This window comes from Endozoicomonas sp. ALB032, assembly GCF_049310125.1.
Classification (GTDB): domain Bacteria; phylum Pseudomonadota; class Gammaproteobacteria; order Pseudomonadales; family Endozoicomonadaceae; genus Endozoicomonas_A.
Genome location: NZ_JBLYNW010000001.1, coordinates 730,550 through 753,806, shown reverse-complemented (window position 1 = coordinate 753,806; position 23,257 = coordinate 730,550). Strand labels below are relative to the sequence as shown.

3 protein-coding genes are annotated in these 23,257 nt (G+C 49.7%); all 3 read left to right on the top strand.

Going from position 1 to position 23,257, the window contains the following annotated elements; translation table 11 throughout:
- Window positions 1-64 precede the first annotated feature (64 nt).
- The 3 genes from ACO6VG_RS02130 to ACO6VG_RS02120 all read left to right on the top strand — a co-directional run bounded on the left by ACO6VG_RS02130 (window position 65) and on the right by ACO6VG_RS02120 (window position 23,252).
- Window positions 65-7,666 carry an AAA family ATPase gene (locus tag ACO6VG_RS02130; protein WP_422472473.1) on the top strand — a complete coding sequence of 2,534 codons (7,602 nt, stop codon included), beginning with the start codon at window positions 65-67 and terminating at the stop codon, window positions 7,664-7,666.
- A 146-nt stretch (window positions 7,667-7,812) separates the two neighbouring features.
- Entirely contained in the window at window positions 7,813-15,300 is a 7,488-nt protein-coding gene (locus tag ACO6VG_RS02125; protein ID WP_422472471.1) for an AAA family ATPase, read from the top strand.
- 344 nt (window positions 15,301-15,644) lie between these two features.
- Window positions 15,645-23,252, top strand: a complete 7,608-nt coding sequence (locus ACO6VG_RS02120; protein ID WP_422472469.1) for an AAA family ATPase — start codon at window positions 15,645-15,647, stop codon at window positions 23,250-23,252.
- The last annotated feature ends 5 nt before the right edge of the window (window positions 23,253-23,257 follow it).

Genomic DNA, 23,257 nt, shown 5'->3' with positions numbered 1-23,257 from the left:
AAGGTCAAACGATTAATCAGTTTCAATGCAATCCTTCAAGGGACATCAGGAAAGGAGATTAATAGTGGATGTTCAGATCAGGGAAATAAACAAATCGGTTCTTGATAGTGGCGCGTCTGACAATATCGTACCAGCCAAAAATCCAAAGCTGGCATTACCGGCAAATGATGTCGAGATCTGCTCTGATGTCACTGCCAGGCTCAAGGTATCGTCACCACTGATTTCGTCGCCTCACCAGGCGAGAACCGTATCCTCAACGAATTCCTCGCTCCCCGGGGCTCCTCATGCCTTCGATTTTCGTTTTGTCGCCAGTGATGATGAGATTCGACAGCTTCTGGTTGCCCGGACCTGCGATGAACATCGGGATGTCACCCTTATTTCCCATCCCGATGACCTCTCACAGGCTAATCTGATGAGCCGGTTGAGCATTTCCGAAGAGGGTCAGCACGCGCTTTATCCGGGCAAACTGTTTGAAGGTTCGCAGCCATTGACCCTGGTGCTGGATATCCGAAAACTCACCAGTGCTGAACTGTCAAAATTTAACGATCTGCTGGACCCGGATACCCCCTGTCTGTACGACAGAGTCAGCCAGAAAAAACGCCCTCTGGGCAAGCATGTTTCTCTATTGGTTCTGGCAGACCCGGCACAGTTGGCATTGGTTGGCAGCAATCATGAGGCACCAGGAGCTGATTTCTGGCGGCGAATTAATCGACCGGGCAATACCTGGCAGTTCGACGCACAGACCGGCAATGACTCATTAATGAGCGTCGCCGAGGTTGCTCCGGTAGTGCCTGAACTCTCCTGTGCCGAAAGTGCTGAGGATGGCGACAATACCGTTTTAATTGACTGCCACTTGCACAGTCACTGGCGACAGTTACTGCTGGGTGGCCCCGGAGTCGATAAACAGGGACGTATCCAGCACATACCCGGCAGGCTTGAGTCATTGAGGCCCGGCCAACAGGTGATTCTGAAAGGGGCCAACTGGAAGGACCTGGCCTTTGAACAAACGATTCGACAGATGCTGGCGCAAAGGTGTTTTGAGAGTAACGGGAAAGTCTGTCAGTTGCCGGACGATGTTGAGTTTTATCGGATGCCGGTAGGGAATGACGAGCTTCATTCACTGTTTCAAAGTCTGTCCCACTCTGATGCGGAAGGACTTTCCCACAACGCACCACCAAACCCGGTCATCATTAACCAGAGTAATATCAGGGAATGGCTGAGCCCGATTGCCATTAACCCGGAAGGTTATGTCGTCCCTGACAACTGTTTGTTGGAACGGGTTCGGGCGGGTGGTGTCATCACCATAACGTCCCCCCTCAATGATGTACTTTGGTTTCGTTTGCTGGGTTTACTGCAGACTATTCACAAGACGACAGGTCTGGTGCCCCGGCTTCAGGTGACTCATTCAAGACAGCAGCCGAAAGCGCTGGGACTGACAGAAAATAATGAGTGCCCTCTGCCCGGGAGCCATCAGCAAGATAAAAAAGACAGGGACCAGACCTCCTTTAGTATCGTCACTTATCAGCAACATGCCCAGGTAAGTCATTGGATCAAAGATCACCTGGAAGCCCCTTTGGTCATTCAGGTCAATGACCAGACCAGCTTCAGCCAGCTGTTTGATAATATCCATATCACCTCGGAACAAAAGGCCCATTTTGAACGAAGTCAGAGCGAGTTGCAGAAGGCATTAATCGCTGGCAAACCGGTTGTATTTCTGGGGCTGGAGAGCAATCCAACACTTCAGCAACTTCTGGAACCCCTGGCTATTGGTCAGCATCTGTTGGTGAATGGCCAATTACAGGCCTATCCGCAGGCTCATGTCACTCTTTTCTGGCCTGAGTCTGCGAAGAGCCCATCGCCAGTATTTCGTTTGATGGTCGCCACAGGGAAGCCTTGTCCTGAAGTTGATCTCTGGGATATCAATGCCCGCAAGCATGATATCCCTCGGACTGAGTTGCCAGAACAAGCACTTAATAAACTTTACGAAGCGTTTAAAACCGTACCTGGCGGTCTTTGTAACCCCCTGCCAGAAATGACCGAAGGTTTGCTGAATAACCTGATCCTGGCTGCCCAACAAGCACAGCGGGTTGACCATTCCCTGCAGCTCCTGCCCTGCCACTGGCGCAAGGCCATCAATAGCGTCGTCACGCACGGCACACGGCAGAGTCCGCCCGTGCGTGATTTTATGAAAGTGGCTTGTTGGCACTTGTTACCGGATAAGGATCAAGCCGCCTCGGTAGACCCGGACCGGTTAACTGTCATCATCAACCGTTCCCGGCGGTTGGATAGAAAGTTTGTGAAGCAGAATCTGTGGCTACTGGCCCGAGCCTTTGACCCGGCAGTATTTAAAGGCACCGAATTAAAACTGTCCTATGAAAATCCATTGTCACTGCGGGCTGAAAAAGAAGTTCTGGACAGGCTTTGCGCCATAATTGTGGCCCATGCGCCTGAAGCACAAAGGCAGGCGATAGCGTACCAGTTGAAAGTTGATTCGGCGGCGGCAGAGCAGTATCAAGCGTTAGCCATCAGGCGAGCAAGTCAGATTAAACGTTTGCAGGATGCACTGGCTTCTGGCTGGCAGCTAAAGCTTCCATCAGGTCAGACCCGATCCGACGCCATTCACGCTCTGGCCAGCGATTGTTTCCACATTGCCAGGGGAGAATATGTCACAGAGAATCCCGTCGCAGAACGCATTGAACGCATAGAAAATCGTCTGTCTGAATCACTGAAATGGCCGGGTTGCACTGATCAACCCCTGTCAGCACTGGCCAGGGATCTTTATCACGGCGAAATGAGTCAAAAGGATCGTGAAAGCCGTCGATTATCCCGACTCCACGACCGGCTTAGCGACTCTCCCGTTATCTTTCTGCAGGGCGAAACCGGCACCGGGAAAAGTTACTTTTCCGCCAAAATGGCGAAGGCTTCAGGACCAGCTTCAGTCATTTCCCTCGGACCTTCTGACAGTGAAGAGACCCTGATGAAACGCTGGCAGTGGCAAGAACACGCCGATGGCGACCGCTCTATGGTGCAGCAAAACCGGACGTTGATGGAATGGGCCAATACCGAATCCGACAAAGATGGAGAATACATAACCCTGGTGCTGGATGAGGCTAACCTGGCCAGAGCCGGATTGCTGTCGTCATTGAACGGCTTGTGGGAACCGGAACCCTGCATTTATGTGAATGCTCATCCTGTCAAAGTCAGCGCAAAACACCGGGTAATTCTCACCGGCAACCCGGATCATTACTCCGGGCGCCAGCTTGACCCGGCGCTGAAGGAGAAACTGCCCAGAGCTTACTACCCTCGTCTGGACCAGGCTTTCCTTCGGGACAGAGTGGTGGAACCGGCGCTGCTCAATCAGTTACAACGGCATCTGACAGGACCTCAAATAAACAAAATTCTACCCGATGCTACCGGGAGCGTGATGGCACTGTGGCAATATTATCAGGAACTGTTGCTCGAGCATGAGTTTACTCCCAGGGATTTGACCGATATCTGCAGTTGGGTGGGCTGGTATCTGGATCGCGCGTTATCCGAAGGAGAGAGTGTTAGCTGTGAGCAAATGAACAGTTTGATCCGGCAAAGTTTCCGGGATCTACTGGGTCCCGAAATCAGCGAGACTCAACAGGATGCCCTTTCGGCACTGGAAATCTGGTTTGCCGCCCGTTACAAACTGGACAACACCCTGCGCGACAAAGTTCATAACCACACCTTGCCAGATATTCAGCGGGACTTCGAAGCATTCACCAAAGAATTCCGACCTGAGTTTGATACCTCTGGATCAGCAGTCATTGAGCTGGTAAAAGGGCTGGGACAGGATTTAAGCCGCTGTCAGCAGGCTAATCATCGCAAGATAAAACACGGCGGCCGTCAGGCAACGCTGATTGAAGGCCCGGCTGGACGGGGTAAGGATGCGACGCTGAATCTGATGATCAACAGTGTCAAACAGCAGGCTGAGAAAAAGAGAGAAACCATGCCAGAGATATTTCTCCTGAATGCCTGTGATTGTTCCTGGGATAAAGTGTGTGAAGCGATCCGGAAAGCAAAAGTGGAAGGCGGCATCGTGGTGATTTCAGAAATGAACCTGATCGACAGCCAGCATCTGGAAGGTGAGTTGAACGATATTCTGGCCGGCGATGCTCATCCGGGCTTCCACCTGTTCGCCACCATCAACCCGCCAGAATACAGCGGGCGAAAACCCTTATCACCGGCTTTGAAAGGGCGTTTCAGACATTTGCCGATCCGGCAGTACAACCAGACCGAATTGCAGACCATTGCCGAGAAAGTGTTGCCACTGACTCCAGAAGGGAAAGCTGCGGCTGAAAAGCTGACTCAGAAACACTGTCGCTTAAGGGCTTACCTGCAACGAAAAAACCTGCCGTTGCAGCCGACCAGCCTTGATCTGCAGAATGTTGCCAGGGCTGTTATCAGAGAAGGCGATTTTGGCGAAGACAGCCTTAATCAATGCCTCGGTAAGCACTACCGGCTTTACCTGATGGCAGCCGACCTATCCCTGGAGAAACTGCCAGAATCATCGGCTCTTGCCATGGATAAAAGTGAGCTGGATTCCGGGCTTTGCAAATGGTTCAACCTGACGGTATCGGACATTAGTCGTCCGTGGTTGATACGACCCGGTGATGGCAACAGTATTGATGAAAAACACCATGAAATTCGTTTTGAACCTGGCTTGACTAAAGAGGAAACCAAAACGGAAATCATCAAGATGATGGCTCAGACCGGGTGGCAGGCATCCGGCCTTTCTCTCAAGCCGAATCAGTCGGACGATATTCTCACCCGGACACTTTACCGACACTGGCAGCAAGGCTGGTTTAATCGTGTGTATGGACGGACGGGGGTAGACGTCAATAGCGTCTTCCCCCTGACCAAAGAAGAGAGACAAATGCTGAAAACACCCGCTTCCCAGCCTTATCTTCGGGAGGCTGATCGACAGATAGGGTTATGGAACTCCAATTCAGTTAAATGGTGTCGTGCGTTTTGGCATCAGATAAGTGATCTGCCGAAACGTGGGTTGGACAACTACGTTAACGAAGGGAAACAGACCAAGACATTGGATCGGAGGACCGGCTACGAGGGCCTGAAGAAGCCACAGGTCAACGATTGTAAAATTTTTGATACGAAGTACATTACTTCCAGAATGTATCGCTTCTGGGCAAGTGATTTTGATGTCACTGCCGAGGGTGAGATCAATCAGTTCGTTATTAATGATCGACACATTCAGGGGTTCGAAGCCCTCACACCGGCCCCGTTACCGGGGCGTGAACAGTCAGTAACATTAGCCACAAATCAAACACTGGCGACCTATGAATTGTCATCGAAGAATGGCCAATATGCATTGCCCAGCCTGACGCCTGACGACTATATCGTGGCCCTGCGCATAGAACCGAATATGCTATTTACCCTGGTCAGGGACCGATATACCGGACTTCACACACTGACTATTCCAGAAGCCAAAGCCAACCAGAAAATTCTGTGTGCTTATGTCGTAGAACCCAAAAAACCGGGGAAAAAAACAACGGCTGAAGAATCTCAATCAGAAGGATCAGATCGATCAGTACGTTTTGATGCCCTCTGCTCAGAAGGTATGAAAACCGTACTAAAAAAACTGTTTATGGCCATTGAAGACCAGCCATCTGAAATACAGCAGCCTTTGGAGGCAATAAAAAACGCAGAAAACAGGACGCAACGAGTTAAAGCGATTAAGGACTATTGTCTACAGTTTTCCGGTAAGGCTAAACCAGCGCCCAGTGAAAACTTCTTTCAATTTCTGGTAAAAAAGCGGCAAGGTAGCTGTCGTCATCGTGTGCCTGTTTTTGTGGCTCTTTGCCGTTATTTCGGAATTCCATGCCGACAAATTAATAACCTCATCCACAGCTTTGCCGAGTACTCCCTGGATGGCCGCCAAACCTGGCAATCAGCGGATTTGGGCGGAGCTCCAGTGCTGCCAATAGAAATCAGACCTGACTTCCAACACAACAGGAAGGTGGGTGCCCCCGACACTGAGTTAGAAACGGTCAAGAATCTCCTTAAAGGTGCTGATTTAGCAAAACAGCCAACTCTGGCTGAGGCCTCTGTTGTGAACTCCAGAGAACAGTACAACACACTTGAGACAAAGAGTGCATTGCCAGAAACCGATCCAAGTCCTTATGAAAGGGTACTGGAGCTCTGGAAGATAAAAACTTTAGGCCCTTTTTCCATGGGTGTCTCAATGTTAGTGTCGATGGACACAGAAGCATTGGGCGAAGAGGAGAAGAGTTTAATCGGAACAGTGTTCGATGGTCGATGGCTTCGTAAACCGATGTCGGAGGCAGTATGTACGATGTTGAACTACTACGGTGAAGGAGATCAGGTCGCTCAGCAACTCAAATTATTGTACTCAAAAATGATTGATCAGGCCGGAGCAGACTCTCGACAATGGTTGGGTTCGATAGTGGATATACTGGCAAAATGTAACTTTCACAGAGCTTCGGTTGTTCGCTTTGCCCATGAAGCACTGGCATCGGGCTGGTTGGATCCAATGCCAGAATACGAAACTATTATTGTATCGGCCACAGATCATTATAAGCTATTGATGCGTCTGAAAGATTTCGATGAGCTGAGGGTCAAAGCCACCCATTGTCTGAAAAAGTTTTATAAGCAGTTATTGTCCAGAGAAAAAAATATTCAGTTCTGGCAGTCGGCTTGTAAATACCACCATATAATAAAAGGCAATGACTTTTTCGCCACCCATAGCCATGATGGGTTTTCGCCATTTCTGGAAGCTAACATTCTCTGCACATCGTTAAAGAATGCCTGGACAAACCAACCTGACGGCACGCCGAATATAGAACGAATGCTGGTGCACCAGCCTGCGTTTCCGAAATTAGCCTCGGGCAAGGATAATCACCGTCCGGTGATTATCCTGGGGCAACCTGTCTGGAGCAACACACTGGTTGAGGAGAAGGCCGAAGAACTGTTTCAACTAAAAGTTGAGAACACCCCGTACTTAAAGCAGTTATTAGAAATAGTCAGTATATCTAGGGCCAGGTTAGAACAGTTCGACGATGAACTGCAAGAGCTCAGTGTATCCAGAGAGAAAGCACTGCGAAAATTGAAAGACGAATATATGAAAGCATTGCATACTGCAGATGATCCTGCAGGTTGCACTGGTTCATTACCTCTTCATGAAAAACGTCGGCTTGCAGAAGAAGTCTATAACGAAAAAACATCTGATATCGAAATGAGATACAAAAACATAAAAGACTCTGTTAAAGAGTTGAAAAAGGGTGTGGAATTTGGGGTTACTTTAAAAAGTAACTGCAATCAATTGATTCGGCAGGCCTTTAGTCATTACCTCTATGAATTGACACACTCAAAAGGTGGTCGCTTAACCTATTGTTGGGGCGATGCTAACGGGGTGAGTGAGCTTGTCAGTAATCAAGCCTTTGGCTCTCACGAACCGTCCTCACCAGAAGAGCTATATACCATGATGTCTGCTATTTCAAGCTCTTCCGATTTTCAGCGCTCTGTTAATGATGCCTACTTAAAACAGGCACAGGACGCCAGCAACGCTCTGGTGCTCAAAAACGCTGAACTGACAAAAATTGCCAAAGAGTTTTTGAACAGCATGAATTTGAATTCGCTTTATAACTCATTAGATGCACGTTGACAGCCTGATCATAGTAAGTTTTTCGAGATCGTTACTCCCTTCAATGGTCACGGGTAACCATTGAAATCGAACTTTCCTCCTGTCTGAAGGTCAAATGATTAAACAATTTCAATACAGTCATTCAGATGGCAGGAGAGACATTGACTATGGAAAGTCGGATTGATGGTGCTGGCATAAAAACAACCGTTCTTGACAGTGGCGTACCGGCCAAGAAAGCAAAGCGGGATGCATCAACGTCAAAGATTGCAGGAGTCTGCTCTGATGTCACTGCCAGGCTCAGGGTATCGTCACCACTGATTTCGTCGCCTCACCAGGCGCAAACCCTGGCTGCGGATTCCTCGCTCCAAAAGGCTCCCCGTTCCTTCGATTTTCGTTTTGTCGCCAGTGATGATGAGATTCGACAGCTTCTGGTTGCCCAGACCTGCAATGAACATCAGGATGTCACTCTTATTTCCCACCCCGATGACCTGTCACAGGCTAACCTGGTGACCCGCTTGAGCATTTCCGGCGACGGTGGCCACACGCTGGGTTCGGGCAAGCTGTTTGAAGGTTCACAGCCCATGACTCTGGTGCTGGATATCCGAAATCTCAACAGCGAGGATCTGCCAAAATTTAACGACCTGCTGGACCCTGATAACCCCTGTCTGTACGACAAAGTCAGCCAGCAGAAACGCACTCTGGGCGAACATGTTGCTCTACTGGTGGTGGCAGATCCTGAACAGTTGGCATCGGTTGGCCAACGCGAAGATGCACCCGGTGCTGATTTCTGGCGGCGAATTAATCGCCCGGGCAATACCTGGCAGTTCGACGCACAGACCGGCAATGCTTCGGCAATGGACATCGACCAGGTGCCTCCGGTATTGGCGGAACTCTCCGCTGAAAGCGCCATGGATGACGACAATACCCTGGTTATTGACTGTCACCTGCACGGTCACTGGCGACATTTGTTGCTGGGTGGTCCCGGCGTAGATAAACAGGGACGAATCCAGCACCTCCCCGGCAGGCTTGAGTTATTGAGGGTCGGTCAACGGGTGATTCTGAAAGGGGCCAACTGGCAGGATCTGGCCTTTGAACAGACGATTCGGCAAATGCTGGCGCAGCAATGCTTTGAGAGCAATGGCAAGGTCTGTCGGCTACCCGACAATGTTCACTTTTATCAGATGCCGGTAGGGAATGACGAGCTTAGTTCACTGTTTCAAAGCCTGTCCTGCTCTTTTGAAAAACAAAATGACAAACAAGGCGCCAATGGACTTAATCAAGAGCAACCACCACAAAATCCGGTCATCATTAACGAGAGTAATATCAGCGAATGGCTGAGCCCGATTGCCATCGCCCCGGAGGGTTATGCAGTCCCTAACAGCTGTCTGTTGGAACAGGTTCAGGCGGGCGGTGCCGTCGCTGTTACGTCTCCCCTCAATGAGGAAAACTGGTTTCGTTTGCTGGGCTCACTGCAGACTATTCGCGAAACCACTGGCCTGGAGCCCCGACTTCGGGTGGCTCATTCAGGACGGCAGCCAAAAGCCCTGGGATTGATAGAAAACGTTGAGTACCCTATACCCGGGAGCGTTCAGTTACCGAAAAAAGTCAGCGATCAGGCAGCCATTGACACCTTTACTTATCAGCAACATGCCCAGGTCAGACACTGGATCAATCAGCAGCCGCAAACACCTCTGGTCATCCAGGTCAATGAACAGACAGGCTTCAGCCAGCTATTTGATAATATCCATATCACCTCGGAACAAAAGGCGTATTTTGGACGACGCCAGAGTAAATTGCAGGAGGCATTAACCGCTGGTGAGCCGGTGGTATTCCTGGGACTCGAGCGTAGTCCAGCGCTTCAGCAACTGCTGGAACCTCTGGTTGTGGGACAACCTCTGCTAGTGAATGGTCAATTACAGGCCTACCCAAAAGCTCGCGTCACATTGCTCTGGCCTGAGTCTGCAAAAAGCCCCTCTTCAGTATTGAACTTGATGCTTGCCACAGGTAAGCCCTGCCCCGAGATCGATCTCTGGGATATCACTGCCTCCAGGTATGAGATACCGCGGACTGAACTGCCTGAACAAGCACTTAATGAACTTTACGAAGCCTTTAAAACCGTACCCGCCCACCTGTGTAACCCTTTGCCTGAAATAACCGAAGGGTTATTGAATAACCTGATACTGGCGGCCCGACGGGCACAGCAGGTTGACCAGTCCCCAGAGTTCCTGCCCCGCCACTGGCGCAAGGCCATCAATAGTGTCATCACCCATGGCACCCGGCAGAATCCGTCCGTCCGTGATTTTATGAAGGTGGTTTGTTGGCAGTTGTTACCGGATAGGACGCCAGATGCTCACAGGAAGCCGGATGAGGATCAAACCGACTCGGTAGATCCGGACCAGTTAAATGAAGTCATCAATAGTGCCCCGCACTTAAACCGAGAGTTTGTAAAGCAGAACCTCTGGCCACTGGCCAGAGCCTCTGACCCGAAAATCTTTAAGCAAGCAAAACTCTACTATCAAAGTTCATCTCCGGAATGGGATGTAGAAGAAATTCTGGACGGGCTCTGTGCCCTGATCGTAGCCCATACGTCTGCAGAACAACAAGACGCAATGGCCTGCCAGTTGAAAGTCGATCCGGCAGCAACAGAGACCTTTCAATCGTTAACCATCAGGCCATCAAGACAGATTAAACGTTTGCAGGATGCGCTGGCTTGCGGATGGCAGTTAAACCTTGCGTCTGGTCAGATCCGATCCGATGCTATTCAGGCTCTGGCCAGCGATTGTTTTCATATTGCCAGAACCGCGAATACTGTCAAAGCAGGTATTGAAGAGATAGAAAATCGTCTGCCTGAATCACTGGAATGGACGGGTTCCGCTGATAATCCTTTGTCAGCACTGGCCCGGGATCTTTATCACGGCGAGATAAGCCAGAGAGATCGTGAAAGCCGTCGATTATCCCGACTCCATGACCGGCTTTCGGACTCTCCCGTTATCTTCCTGCAGGGGGAAACCGGCACCGGAAAAAGTTACTTTTCCGCCAAAATGGCGAACGCTTCAGGACTGGCTGAGGTCATTTCCCTTGGACCTTCCGACAGCGAACAGACCCTGATGAAACGCTGGCAGTGGCAAGAGCATACCGATGGCGACCGCTCTATGGCGCAGCAAAACCGGGCGCTAATGGCATGGGCCAATACCAAATCCGACAAAGACGGAGAATACATCACCCTGTTGCTGGATGAGGCTAATTTGGCCAAAGCCGGATTACTGGCGTCATTGAACGGCCTGTGGGAACCGGAACCCTGCATCTATGTCAATGGTCATCCTGTCAAGGTCGGCCCAAAACACCGGGTAATTCTCACCGGTAACCCGGATCATTACACCGGGCGCCAAATGGACCCGGCCCTGAAAGAGAAGCTGCCCAGGGCTTACTACCCACGTCTGGACCAGGCTTTCCTTAGGGACAGAGTGGTGGAACCGGCTCTGCTCAATCAGTTACAACGGCATCTGCCGGATTCTCAAACAAGCAGGATTGCGCAGAGTACCACCGGGAGTCTGATGGTGTTGTGGCAATATTATCAGGAACTGCTGCCAGACCATGAGTTTACCCCCAGGGATTTAACCGATATCTGCAGTTGGGTGGGTTGGTATCTGGATCGTTCGTTATCCGCCGGTGACACGGTTACCGGCAAGCAAATGAACGCTTTGATCCAACAAAGTTTTCGGGATCTACTGGGCCCTGAAATCACCGAAACAAATCAGGATGCCCTGTCAGCACTGGAAAGCTGGTTTGCTGCCCGTTACCAGCCGGAGAACACCCTGAGCGACAGAGTTCATAACAAGACCCTGGAGGAAATGCAGAAGACCTTCAGAACAGTCAGCGAAAAAATTCGACCAGACTTTGATACCTCCGGATCGGCAGTCCGTGAACTGGCGCAACGGCTTGGACAGGATTTAAGCCGCTGTCAGCAGGCTTATCATCGCAAGATAAAACACGGCGGTCGTCAGGCGACACTGATAGAAGGTCCGGCCGGACGGGGTAAAGATGCCACGCTGAGCCTGGTGATTGAAAGTGTCAGACAGCAGGCTGAACAACGGCAAGAATCCATGCCGGAAGTCTTTTACCTGAATGCCTGTGATTGTTCCTGGGACAGAGTGTGTGAAGCGATCCAGAAGGCAAAAATTAAAGGCGGCATCGTGGTGATTTCGGAAATGAATCTGATCGACAGCCAGCATCTGGAAGGTGAGTTAAACGATATTCTGGCCGGTGACGCCCATCCCGGCTTCCACCTGTTTGCCACCATCAACCCGCCTGAGTACAGCGGGCGAAAACCCTTGTCACCGGCACTGAAAGGACGTTTTCGACATCTGCCCATTCGGCAGTACAACCCGGCAGAATTACAGACCATTGCCGAAAAAGTGTTGCCAGAGTCACCAGAATGGACATTAGTCGCTAAAAAGCTAACAGAAAAACATTGTCTTTTAAGGTCTTGCCTACAACGCAAAAACCTGCCTTTGCAGCCGACCAGCCTTGATCTTCAGAATGTCACCAGGGCTGTCTTCAGAAGAGGCGACTTTACCGATAAAGCACTTCATCAATGCCTCACTCAGCACTATCGGCTTTATCTGATGGCCGTCAACCTATCGCTGGAGGAACTGCCCGGGTCTTCGGCTCTTGCCATGGGGAAATGTGAATTTAATTCCGGACTTTGCCATTGGTTCAATCAGACAGTACCGAACATTGATCGTCCATGGTTGATACGAAGCAGTCATCTCAGCAGTGTTGATGAAAAAAAACATGAAATCCGTGTTAACACTGAGCTGGATGAACAGGAAGCCAGAACGGAAATCATCAAGAGCGTGGCTCAGGCAAAGTGGCGGTCATCAGGCCTTCCAATGAGGCCCTATGACTCGGACGACTCACTCACCCAGACACTTTACCGACACTGGCAGCGAAGCTGGTTTAATCATAAGTTTGGCCACACCGGCGTGCACGCTGATAGCGTATTTTCCCTGTCGAAAGAACAGACACTGACGCTGATCTTATCAGCTAACCGGCCTTATTTTCGTGAGGCTGATCGGCGAATCAGTGCATGGTACCTCCATGGTGCACAATGTTGGCCTGTGTTCTGGCATCAGATCAGTGATCTGCCGAAGCATCTGGTCGATGATTTTATGAACGAAACACCACAGGACATGCCAAAAGTCCGGGAGAAACAGGCACCGACATTGGATCAAGGCACCAACCCTGAGCCACAGTCTGTTTACCAGGCATTGACTATTGACAGTGATAAGGCCTCTGAAAAATACAATCCGGAAGACCTCGAGAAACAGGCTTCACCATTGGACCGCATTACGGACTACGAGAACGAGAGTGAGCTAAAAATCAAGCGTTATATAATTTTTGACATTAAGGACTTTTTTCCCGCTCATTATCGGTGGTGGGCAAGAGATATTTTTGTATCTGCTGAGGGCGACATCAAATTGATCGATATTAATGATCGTCACATGCAGGGAGCCGAAGTCCTCATACCGGGTCGGTTACCGCAACCTGACCAGGAAGTGACATTAGCCAGCGATCAGACCCTGGCGACCTTTGAGCGGCCATCGAACACTTGTCGATATGCCTTGCCCGGCCTGAAGCCTGACGACCGAATCGTGGCCCTGCGCATAACACCAGCATTGCCATTTACCCTGATCAGGGACCGATATGCCGGGCTCCATACACTCTATGTTGCGAAGGCCGAAGATAACCAGACTATTCAATTTGCCTATGTCGTAGAACACAGAGAAGCGGGAAAAAAAACACTTGCTGAAAAAGTCCGACCCGCACAATCAACACGGTTTGACGTCCGCTGTTCAGAAGGTATAGAGGCAGTACTGAAAAAAGTATTTACCCGAATTGACCTGCAACCAACGGAAGTACAGGGGCCTTTACAGATAATAAAAGACGCTAAAAACATCAGGCAACGCATTAAGGCGATCAAGGACTATTGCCGGGGGTTTTCCGGTGGTGATATGCCAGTGGGGAATAAAAATTTGTTTCAATACCTGGTAACACAGCGGCAGGGGAGCTGTCGTCATCGTGCGCCTGTTTTTGTTGCTCTTTGCCGTTATTTTGAGATTCCATGTCGGCTAATTGCTAACAAAAACCACGCCTTTGCAGAATGTTCCATAGACAGCGGTCAAACCTGGGAGTCAGTGGATTTGGGCGGGGCACCTGTTGAGGTAATAGAAATCTGGCCTGACTTCCAGCCCAACAGGCGGATCAGCGGTTCCGGCGCCAATTCAAAGAAAATAAGGGATCTCCTGGAAGGAGCTGATTTAGCACAACAGGAAGCTATAGCCAGAGCCCTGGGAATGAGCCTGGAGGAGCTGAATAAAGCCCTTGAGGCAAACACTGCATTGTTAGAAGCCGATCTGACACCTTTCAAAATAGTAGTGAGACTTTGGAAGAAAAAAGATTTGGCCGACTTTTCCATGGGCGTCTCAATCCTGGAGTCGCTGGAGACAGACAAATCGGACTACGCCGAGCAGGCATTGATCGGTGATATAGATTGCCGAGGAGATAATCCGATGTCGGAAGCCGTAATGCAAATATTGTCCGACAGTGATGAGGATCAGGTCTCTGATCAACTTAAATCCCTCTATTTAAAAATGATTGTTCATGGCGGAGCAGAGCCGCTCGATTGGTTGAATTCAATAGTGAAAATACTCAATGGCAGCGACTTGACCAAACGTTCGGTTATTCAATTTGCCAGTCAAGCCCTGAAATCGGGTTGGCTGAATCTATTGCCATTACAAAAATACAAAAGTAAGAAGGAAGTTAAACACCATCAGCTATTGCTGCGACTGGAAAGCGTCGATGAACTGAAGGTTGATGCCAGCCGTTGTCTGAAACAGTGGTATAAGGGATCATTCTCCAGGGAAAAAAATAGCCATCTCTGGCAGTTCCTACATAGCTACTTCCAAACAAAGAAAAAGTATGCCTTGCTCGTCACTCACAGTCATGACGGGGTTTCGCCATTCCTGCAAAGTAAAATTGCCAGCTCGTCTTTGCAAAAAACCTGGACAGACGAACCTGAGGGTATTCCGAATATAGAACGAATGTTGGTACATGATCCGGCCTTTGAGCAGTTAAGCTCGTTCAAGGCGAACCACCGTCCGGTAATTATCATGGGGCAACCTTCCTGGGACGAAACAGTGTTGGATAAAAAGGTCGAAGCCCTGTTGCAGCGAATTATTGCCAACAGCCCGGACGACCTGGAGCCGTCGGATGAGGAGCGAAGGCTGGAAAGTGATTTAAAAAACAAATGCATTCAGGCAATTCAGCAGGCCTTCAGTTATTACCTGTATGGACTGGCAAACTCGAAAGGCGGTTACTTAAAGTATTGTTGGGCTGACGCTGTCATCGGGCCTTATAAAAGCAGCGACCACCATGGCGCTCACGATCCATCCTCACCGGGAGAGCTGTATGCCATGATGTCCTGGATTTATAGCTCTTACGAGTTCCAGGGATCTGTTGAAGATGCCTACTTACGGCATGCGTACAACGCCAGCGATGCTCTGGTGCTGAAATCCGTCGAACTGACAATTATCGCCGAAGAGTTTGTAAACAGCGTGAATTTGAATTCGATTTATGACGCATTGAAGAGCTGATAACCCTTTGGTCATGATGAATTTTTAGCAAAATCGTCGTAAACCCTCGCCCAATCGAGGGTGTCGCAAAAGGTCAATTAAAACGCTTCAAGCTTCAAACCGTCATCTCCGCGAAGGCGGAGATCCACTGTTCGTGGTGGGTTCCCGCCTGCGCGGGAACGACGATCTTGATATATCCTGCTGACCATACCCTTTTGCGACACCCTCGACAAGGCGGGGAGTGTCACAGTGATTTCCATCAATCATTACGGCTAACTTTCCAAGCGGAACTTTCGTCCTATCTTACGGTCAAATAATTAAACAGTCTCAATTTAATCCTCCAGATGGCAGTAGGGAGATTAGCTATGGATAGTCGTATTGGTGGTGAAAAAAACAACCTCGTTTCTCTTAGTGACGTGCCTGTCAGTGACATGCCTGATAGCGCAGTGCCAAGCAAGAGAGCAACGCAGGGTTTACCATCAAAGATTACAAAGGCCTGCTCTGGTATCGCTTCCACACTCAATAAATCATCACCTTCGGTAAACTTTCCTGACAAAACCAGAACCCTGGCCTCAACCGATTCCTCACTCCACAAGGCCCCTCATGCCTTCGATTTTCGTTTTGTCACCAGTGATGATGAGCTTCGAAAGCTTCTGGTTGCCCAGACCTGCGATGAACATCGGGATGTCACCCTTATTTCCCACCCCGATGACCTGTCACAGGCTAACCTGGTGACCCGCTTGAGCATTTCCGGTGACGGTCCCCACACCCTGGGTTCGGGCAAGCTGTTTGAAGGTTCACAGCCCATGACTCTGGTGCTGGATATCCGAAAGCTCTCCAGCGAGGATCTGCCAAAATTTAACGACCTGCTGGACCCGAATAACCCCTGTCTATACGACAAAGTCAGCCAGAAGAAACGCTCTCTGGGTGAACATGTTGCTCTGCTGGTGGTGGCAGACCCTGACCAGCTGGCATCGGTTGGCCAGCGTGAAGATGCACCCGGTGCTGATTTCTGGCGGCGAATTAATCGACCGGGCAATACCTGGCAGTTCGAGGCACAGACCGGCAATGCTCCGGCAATGGACGCTGACGAGGTGCCTCCGGTATTGGCGGAACGCTCCGCTGAAAGCGCCATGGATGACGACAATACCCTTGTTATCGACTGTCACCTGCACAGACACTGGCGACAGTTGCTGCTGGGTGGCCCTGGCGTAGATAAACAGGGACGAATCCAGCACCTCCCAGGCAGGCTCGAGTTATTGAAGGCCGGACAACGGGTGATTCTGAAAGGGGCCAACTGGCAGGATCTGGCCTTTGAACAGACGATTCGGCAAATGCTGGCGCAGCAGTGCTTTGAGAGCAATGGCAAGGTCTGTCGGTTACCCGACAATGTTCACTTTTATCAGATGCCGGTAGGGAATGACGAGCTTCGTTCACTGTTTCAAAACCTGTCCTGCTCTTTAGAAAAACAAGGTGACAAACAAGACGACGAAGGACTTGTTCAAGAGCAACCACCACAAAATCCCATCATCATTAACGAGAGTACTATCAGGGAATGGCTGAGCCCGATTGCCATTGCCCCGGAAGGCTATGCAGTCCCCAACAGCTGTCTGTCGGAACAGGTTCAGGCGGGGGGTACCGTCACCGTTACGTCTCCCCTCAATGAGGAAAACTGGTTTCGTTTGCTAGGCTCGCTGCAGACTATTCGCGAAACCACTGGCCTGAAGCCCCGACTTCAGGTGGCTTATGCAAAAGGACAACCAAAAGCCCTGGGATTGACAGAACAGGATGGGCACCCTTTGCCCGGGTTACCGAAAAAAGTCAGCGATCAGGCTGCCATTAACACCGTCACTTATCAGCAACATGCCCAGGTCAGACACTGGATCAATCAACAGCCGCAAACACCTCTGGTCATTCAGGTTAATGAACAGACCAGCTTCAGCCAGCTATTTGATAATATCTATATCACCTCGGAACAGAAGGCGTATTTTGGACGCCGTCAGAGTAAGTTGCAGGAGGCATTAACCGCTGGCAAGCCAGTGGTATTCCGGGGACTCGAGCGTAATCCAGCGCTTCAGCAACTGCTGGAACCTCTGGTTGCAGGACAACCTCTGTTGGTGAATGGTCAATTACAGGCCTACCCACAAGCTCGTGTCACAGTGCTCTGGCCTGAGTCTGCAAAAAGTCCCTCTTCAGTATTGAGCTCGATGCTTGCCACGGGTAAACCCTGTCCCGAGATCGATCTCTGGGATATCAGCGCCTCCAGGTATGAGATCCCCCGGACTGAACTGCCTGAACAAGCACTTAATGAACTTTACCAAGCCTTTGAAACCGTCCCCGTCGACCTGTGCAACCCTTTGCCTGAAATAACCGAAGGGTTATTAAATAACCTGATACTGGCGGCCCGGCAGGCACAGCAGGTTGACCAGTCCTTGAGGCTTTTACCCCGTCACTGGCGCAAGGCCATCAACAGCGTTATCACCCATGGTACCCGGCAACATCCGTCCGTGCGTGATTTTATGAAAGTGGTTTGTCGGCAGCTATTGCCAGATGAGAATCAAACCGCCTCGGTAGACCGTGATCGCTTGAACGCCATCATCAAAAGTGCCCTGTCGTTAGATAGAGAGTTTGTGAAGGAAAACCTGTGGCCTCTGATCAGAGCCTTTGACCCGAAAGTCTTTAAACAGTCACAACTGTCTTATCAAGGTTCATCTCTGAAATGGGATCAGGAAGAAGTTCTGGACAGGCTCTGCGCCCTGATCGTGGCCCATGCGTCTGAAGAAAAACGAGGTGCAATGGCCTGCCAGCTGGAAGTCAGTCCGGCAGCAGCAAAGACCCATCAATCGTTAACCATCAGGCCATCAAGACAGATTAAACGTTTGCAGGATGCATTGGCTTCTGGCTGGCAGTTAACCTTGCCATCAGAACAGATCCGATCCGATGCCATTCAAGCGCTGGCCACTGATTGTTTTCATATTGCCAAAACAGCAACTTCTGAGGCAGCAGGCATTGAACGCATAGAACTTCGGCTGTCTGAATCACTGAAATGGACGGTCTCCAATGATATGCCTTTGTCAGCACTGGCCCGGGATCTTTATCACGGCGAGATAAGTCAAAAGGATCGCGAAAGCCGTCGATTGTCCCGACTCCATGACCGGCTTACGGACTCTCCCGTTCTGTTCCTGCAGGGAGAAACCGGCACCGGGAAAAGTTACTTTTCTGCCAAAATGGCCAGGGCTTCGGGACAAGCTTCAGTCATTTCCCTTGGACCTTCAGACAGTGAACAGACCCTGATGAAACGCTGGCAGTGGCAACAACACGCCGACGGCGACCGTTCTATGACACCGCAAAACCGGGCGTTGATGGAATGGGCCAAAACCGAATCCGACAAAGACGGAGATTACATTACCCTGGTTCTGGATGAAGCCAACCTGGCCCAAGCCGGATTACTGGCGTCATTGAACGGCTTATGGGAACCACAACCCTGCATCTATGTGAATGGTCATCCTGTCAAGGTCAGCCTGAAACACCGGGTGATTCTCACCGGCAATCCCGATCATTATGCCGGGCGCCAACTGGACCCGGCCCTGAAAGAGAAACTGCCCAGGGCTTACTACCCTCGCCTGGATCAGTCATTCCTTCGGGACAGGGTGGTAGAACCGGCCCTGGTCAGGCATTTACAAGAGCATCTGACGGAGCAGCAAATAAACGACATTGCACGCAGTGCCAGCAAAAGTGTGATGGCGCTCTGGCAACATTATCAGGAGCTGCTGCCAGAGCATGAGTTTACCCCCAGGGATTTAACGGACATCTGCAGTTGGGTGGGCTGGTATCTGGATCGTGCTCAGCCCGCTTGCGGCAGTGTGACCTGTGAGCAAATAAACAGTTTGATACAACACAGTTTTCGGGATGTACTGGGCCCTGAAATCACCGAAACACATCAGGACGCCCTGTCAGCACTGGAAATCTGGTTTGCTGCCCGCTACGAATCGGAGAACACCCTGAGCGACAGAGTTCATAACAAGACCCTGCAGGAAATGCAGCAGACCTTCAGTACAGTCAGCGAAAAAATCCGACCAGACTTTGATACCTCCGGATCGGCAGTCCGTGAACTGGCGCAACGACTTGGACAGGATTTAAACCGCTGTCAGCAGGCTTATCATCACGAAAGAAAACACGGCGGTCGTCAGGCGACACTGATTGAAGGTCCAGCCGGACGGGGCAAGGATGCCACGCTGAACCTGGTGATTGAAAGTGTCAGAAAGCTGGCTGAAGAACGGCAAGAATCCATGCCGGAAGTCTATTACCTGAATGCCTGTGATTGTTCCTGGGACAAACTGTGCGAAAAGATCCAGAAGGCAAAAGACGATGGCGGCATCGTGGTGATTTCGGAAATGAATCTGATCGACAGCCAGCATCTGGAAGGTGAGTTAAACGATATTCTGGCCGGTGACGCCCATCCCGGCTTCCACCTGTTTGCCACCATCAACCCGCCTGAGTACAGCGGGCGAAAACCCTTATCGCCGGCACTGAAAGGACGTTTTCGACATTTGCCCATCCGGCAGTACAACCCGACAGAATTACAGACCATTGCCGAAAAAGTGTTGCCAGAGTCCTCACAAGGGACATCAGCCGCTATAAAGCTGACAGAAAAACATTGTCTTTTAAGGGCTCACCTGCAAGACAAAAAACTGCCATTGCAGCCCACCAGCCTTGATTTACAGAATGTTGCCAGAGCTATCACCAGAGGTGGCGATTTTAGCGAAAAAGCCGTTCATCAATGCCTCAATCAGCACTACCGGCTTTATCTGATGGCCGCCAATATATCGCTAGAGGAACTGCCTGAGTCTTCGGCTCTTGCCATGAGGAAAAGTGAATTTAATTCCGGACTTTGCCAATGGTTCAATCGGACGGTATCGGACATTGACCGTCCGTGGTTGATTCGAAACAGTCATCTCAACGGTGTTGATGAAAAAAACCATGAAATTCGTATCAAGACTGGTCCGACTGGAGAGGAAACCAAAACGGAACTTATCAGGATGGTGGCTCAGAAAAAATGGCAGACATCCGGTCTTTCCCTGAATCCGGATCAGTCGGACGATATTTTCACACAGGCACTTTACAGACACTGGCAGCAACGCTGGTTCGCTGATGATTTTAGCCTTAGCGAAGTGGACGCTAATAGTGTATTTCCCCTGACCAAAGAACAGGCACAAACACTGAAAATGTGGGACTGCAAGCCTTATCTTAAGGAGGCTAATAAGCAGATACGGGCATGGAACTCCCGTGACCTTCAATGCTGGCCCGCATTTTGGCATCAGATCAGCGCTCTGCCGAACCGTTTGGTAAACGATTTTATTAAGGAAGCATCAGCTATTAGCGGTGATGAAGCTCCTGAGCCATACAATCCAGAAGTCGAGGAAGAAAAAGCTCGGGCATTGGATCGAAGAACGAACTATGAGGATCGGGATAATTCAGGGACTAAGCTTCACAAAGTTTTTAATACGCAGCATTCCCCTACGATGTATCGCTGGGAGGCAAAAGATATTCGTGTCACCGCCGGGGGTGAAATCAAACGGATCGATCTTGATGGCAAACCCTTTCTGGGGGTCGAAACCCTCACTCCTAAACAGTTGCCAGGGAAAGACCAGGAAGTGATATTAACCAGAGATCAAACGCTGGGGACCCTTGAGGTATCACCAAGGAATGGTAAGTGTCCCTTACCCAGCCTGGCGGCCAGCGACACTATCGTGGCCCTGCGTTTAGAACCCTATATGCCATTTAAACTGATCCGGGACCAATATACCGGGCTTCATACACTGTTTATTCCTCTGGCCAAAGCCTACCAGAGTTTTCAGTGTACTTATGTCGTAGAACCCCGAAAGCCGTGCGGAAAAAAGGCTGCTAAAGAAGTCTTTTTTGACGTCCAGTGTTCAGAAGGCGTGAGGTCCGTACTGAAGGAACTGTTTGATAACATCAACGAACAACCCGCCAAAATACAGGCACCGTTGCGGAAAATAATAGACGCTAAAAACATCAGGCAACGAATTAACGCAATCACGGAGTATTGCAAAGAGTTCTCTGGTATAGCTAAACCAGATGAGAGTGAAAATTTCTTTCGATTCCTGGTAACAAATCGGCAAGGTAGCTGTCGTCATCGTGCGCCTGTTTTTGTTGCTTTTTGTCGCTATTTCGGGATTCCCAGTCGGCAAATTCAGAGCCCCAAGCACGCCTTTGGTGAGTATTCCGTGGATGGAGGCCAAACCTGGGAGTCAGTGAATTTGGGCGGAGCGCCTGTCGAGTCTACAGAAATCGCACCTGACTTCCAGCACAGCAGCAAGGCCGGTAGTTCCAGCAGCTGGCCAAACAAGATTAACATTAACAATCTCCTTAAAGATGCTGATTCAGCACAACAGCAAGCTCTAACTGATGTTTTGGAGATTAGCCAGAAGGCGCTAAAAAAAGCCCATAAGACAAACACTGCATGGTTAGAAACCAAACTAAAACCTTTCGAAATGGTACTGAAACTTTGGAAGAAAAAAGATTTGGCCAGCTTTTCCATGGGCGTCTCAATCTTAGATTCGCTAGAGACAAAAGCATTGAACGATTCAGGGCTGGAATTGATCGGTAATGTGTATGGCGAAAATGATCGAAGATATAATCCAATGACGGAAGCCGTAATACAAATATTGTCTGACAGTGATGAAGATCAGGTCTCTAATCAACTCAAATCACTCTATGTAAAAATGATTGTTCAGGGCGAAGCACTCCCTGAATATTGGTTGAGATCAATAGTGAAAATACTGAACGGCAGTGACCTAAGCAAACGTTCGGTTATTCAATTTGCCGGTGAAGCCCTTAAATCGGGTTGGCTGGATCTGGTGCCGGTAAAAATATTCCCGGGGCAGGAGAAAATTGAACATCATAAGCTATTGGTCCGTCTGGAAAGCGTCGATGAACTGAAGGCTGATGCCAGTCATTGTCTGAAACAATGGTATAAGGAATTATTGTCAAGGGAAAAAAACAACCACAGGTGGCAATTCTTTTATAGCAGCTTCCAAACGAATAAAAAGTATGCCTCACTCGTCTCTCGCAGTCATGATGGGGTTTCGCCATTCCTTCAAGGTAAAATTACCAGCTCGTCTTTGCAAAAATCCTGGACATACCAACCTGAGGGTATTCCAAATATAGAAAGATTGCTGGCACATGATCCAGCGTTTGAGCAGTTAAGCTCGGTCAGGGCGAACCAACGTCCGGTGATTATCCTGGGGCAACCATACTGGAACGACACAACGATGTATAAAAAGGTTGAAGCTCTGTTGCAACGAATGATTGCCAGCGACCCGGACAACCTGAAGCCGCTTCTTGAAAAAATGAATCAATACAATCAGATCAAAAAACAATTTGACGATGATATGGAAGCACTGAAGAAAGAACATAGTTATAGAGAATGCAGGCACTCCGGCTTTTTTGATAAGCGATATCAAAGTAAAAAAAATGACTATGAGAAAAAAAGGCTTGAGATTGAAAACAGGTATAACTCTGCTCTGAAGCTCCATGAGTCGTCGATTAAGGCGCAAAAACCGCAGAGTGATTTAGTAAACAAATGCACTAAGTCAATTCAGCAAGCCTTCAGTTTCTACCTTTATGGATTGGCAAACTCGAAAGGCGGTTACTTGAAGTATTGCTGGGCCGATGCTGCTATGGGGCCTCATGCTGTCAAAGGGCCTAATGATGAAAAGTGCTGCCACTATGGCGCTCACGATCCATCCTCACCAGAAGAGCTGTATGCCATGATGACCTGGATTAGAAGCTCTGACGAGTTCCAGGAATCTGTTGAAGATGCTTATTTACGACAAGCGCAAAACGCCAGCGATGCTCTGGTGCTGAAATCCGATGAGCTGACAACCATCGCCGAAGAGTTTTTGAACAGCGTGAATTTGAATTCGCTTTCTGACGCATTGGAGAGCTAACAACC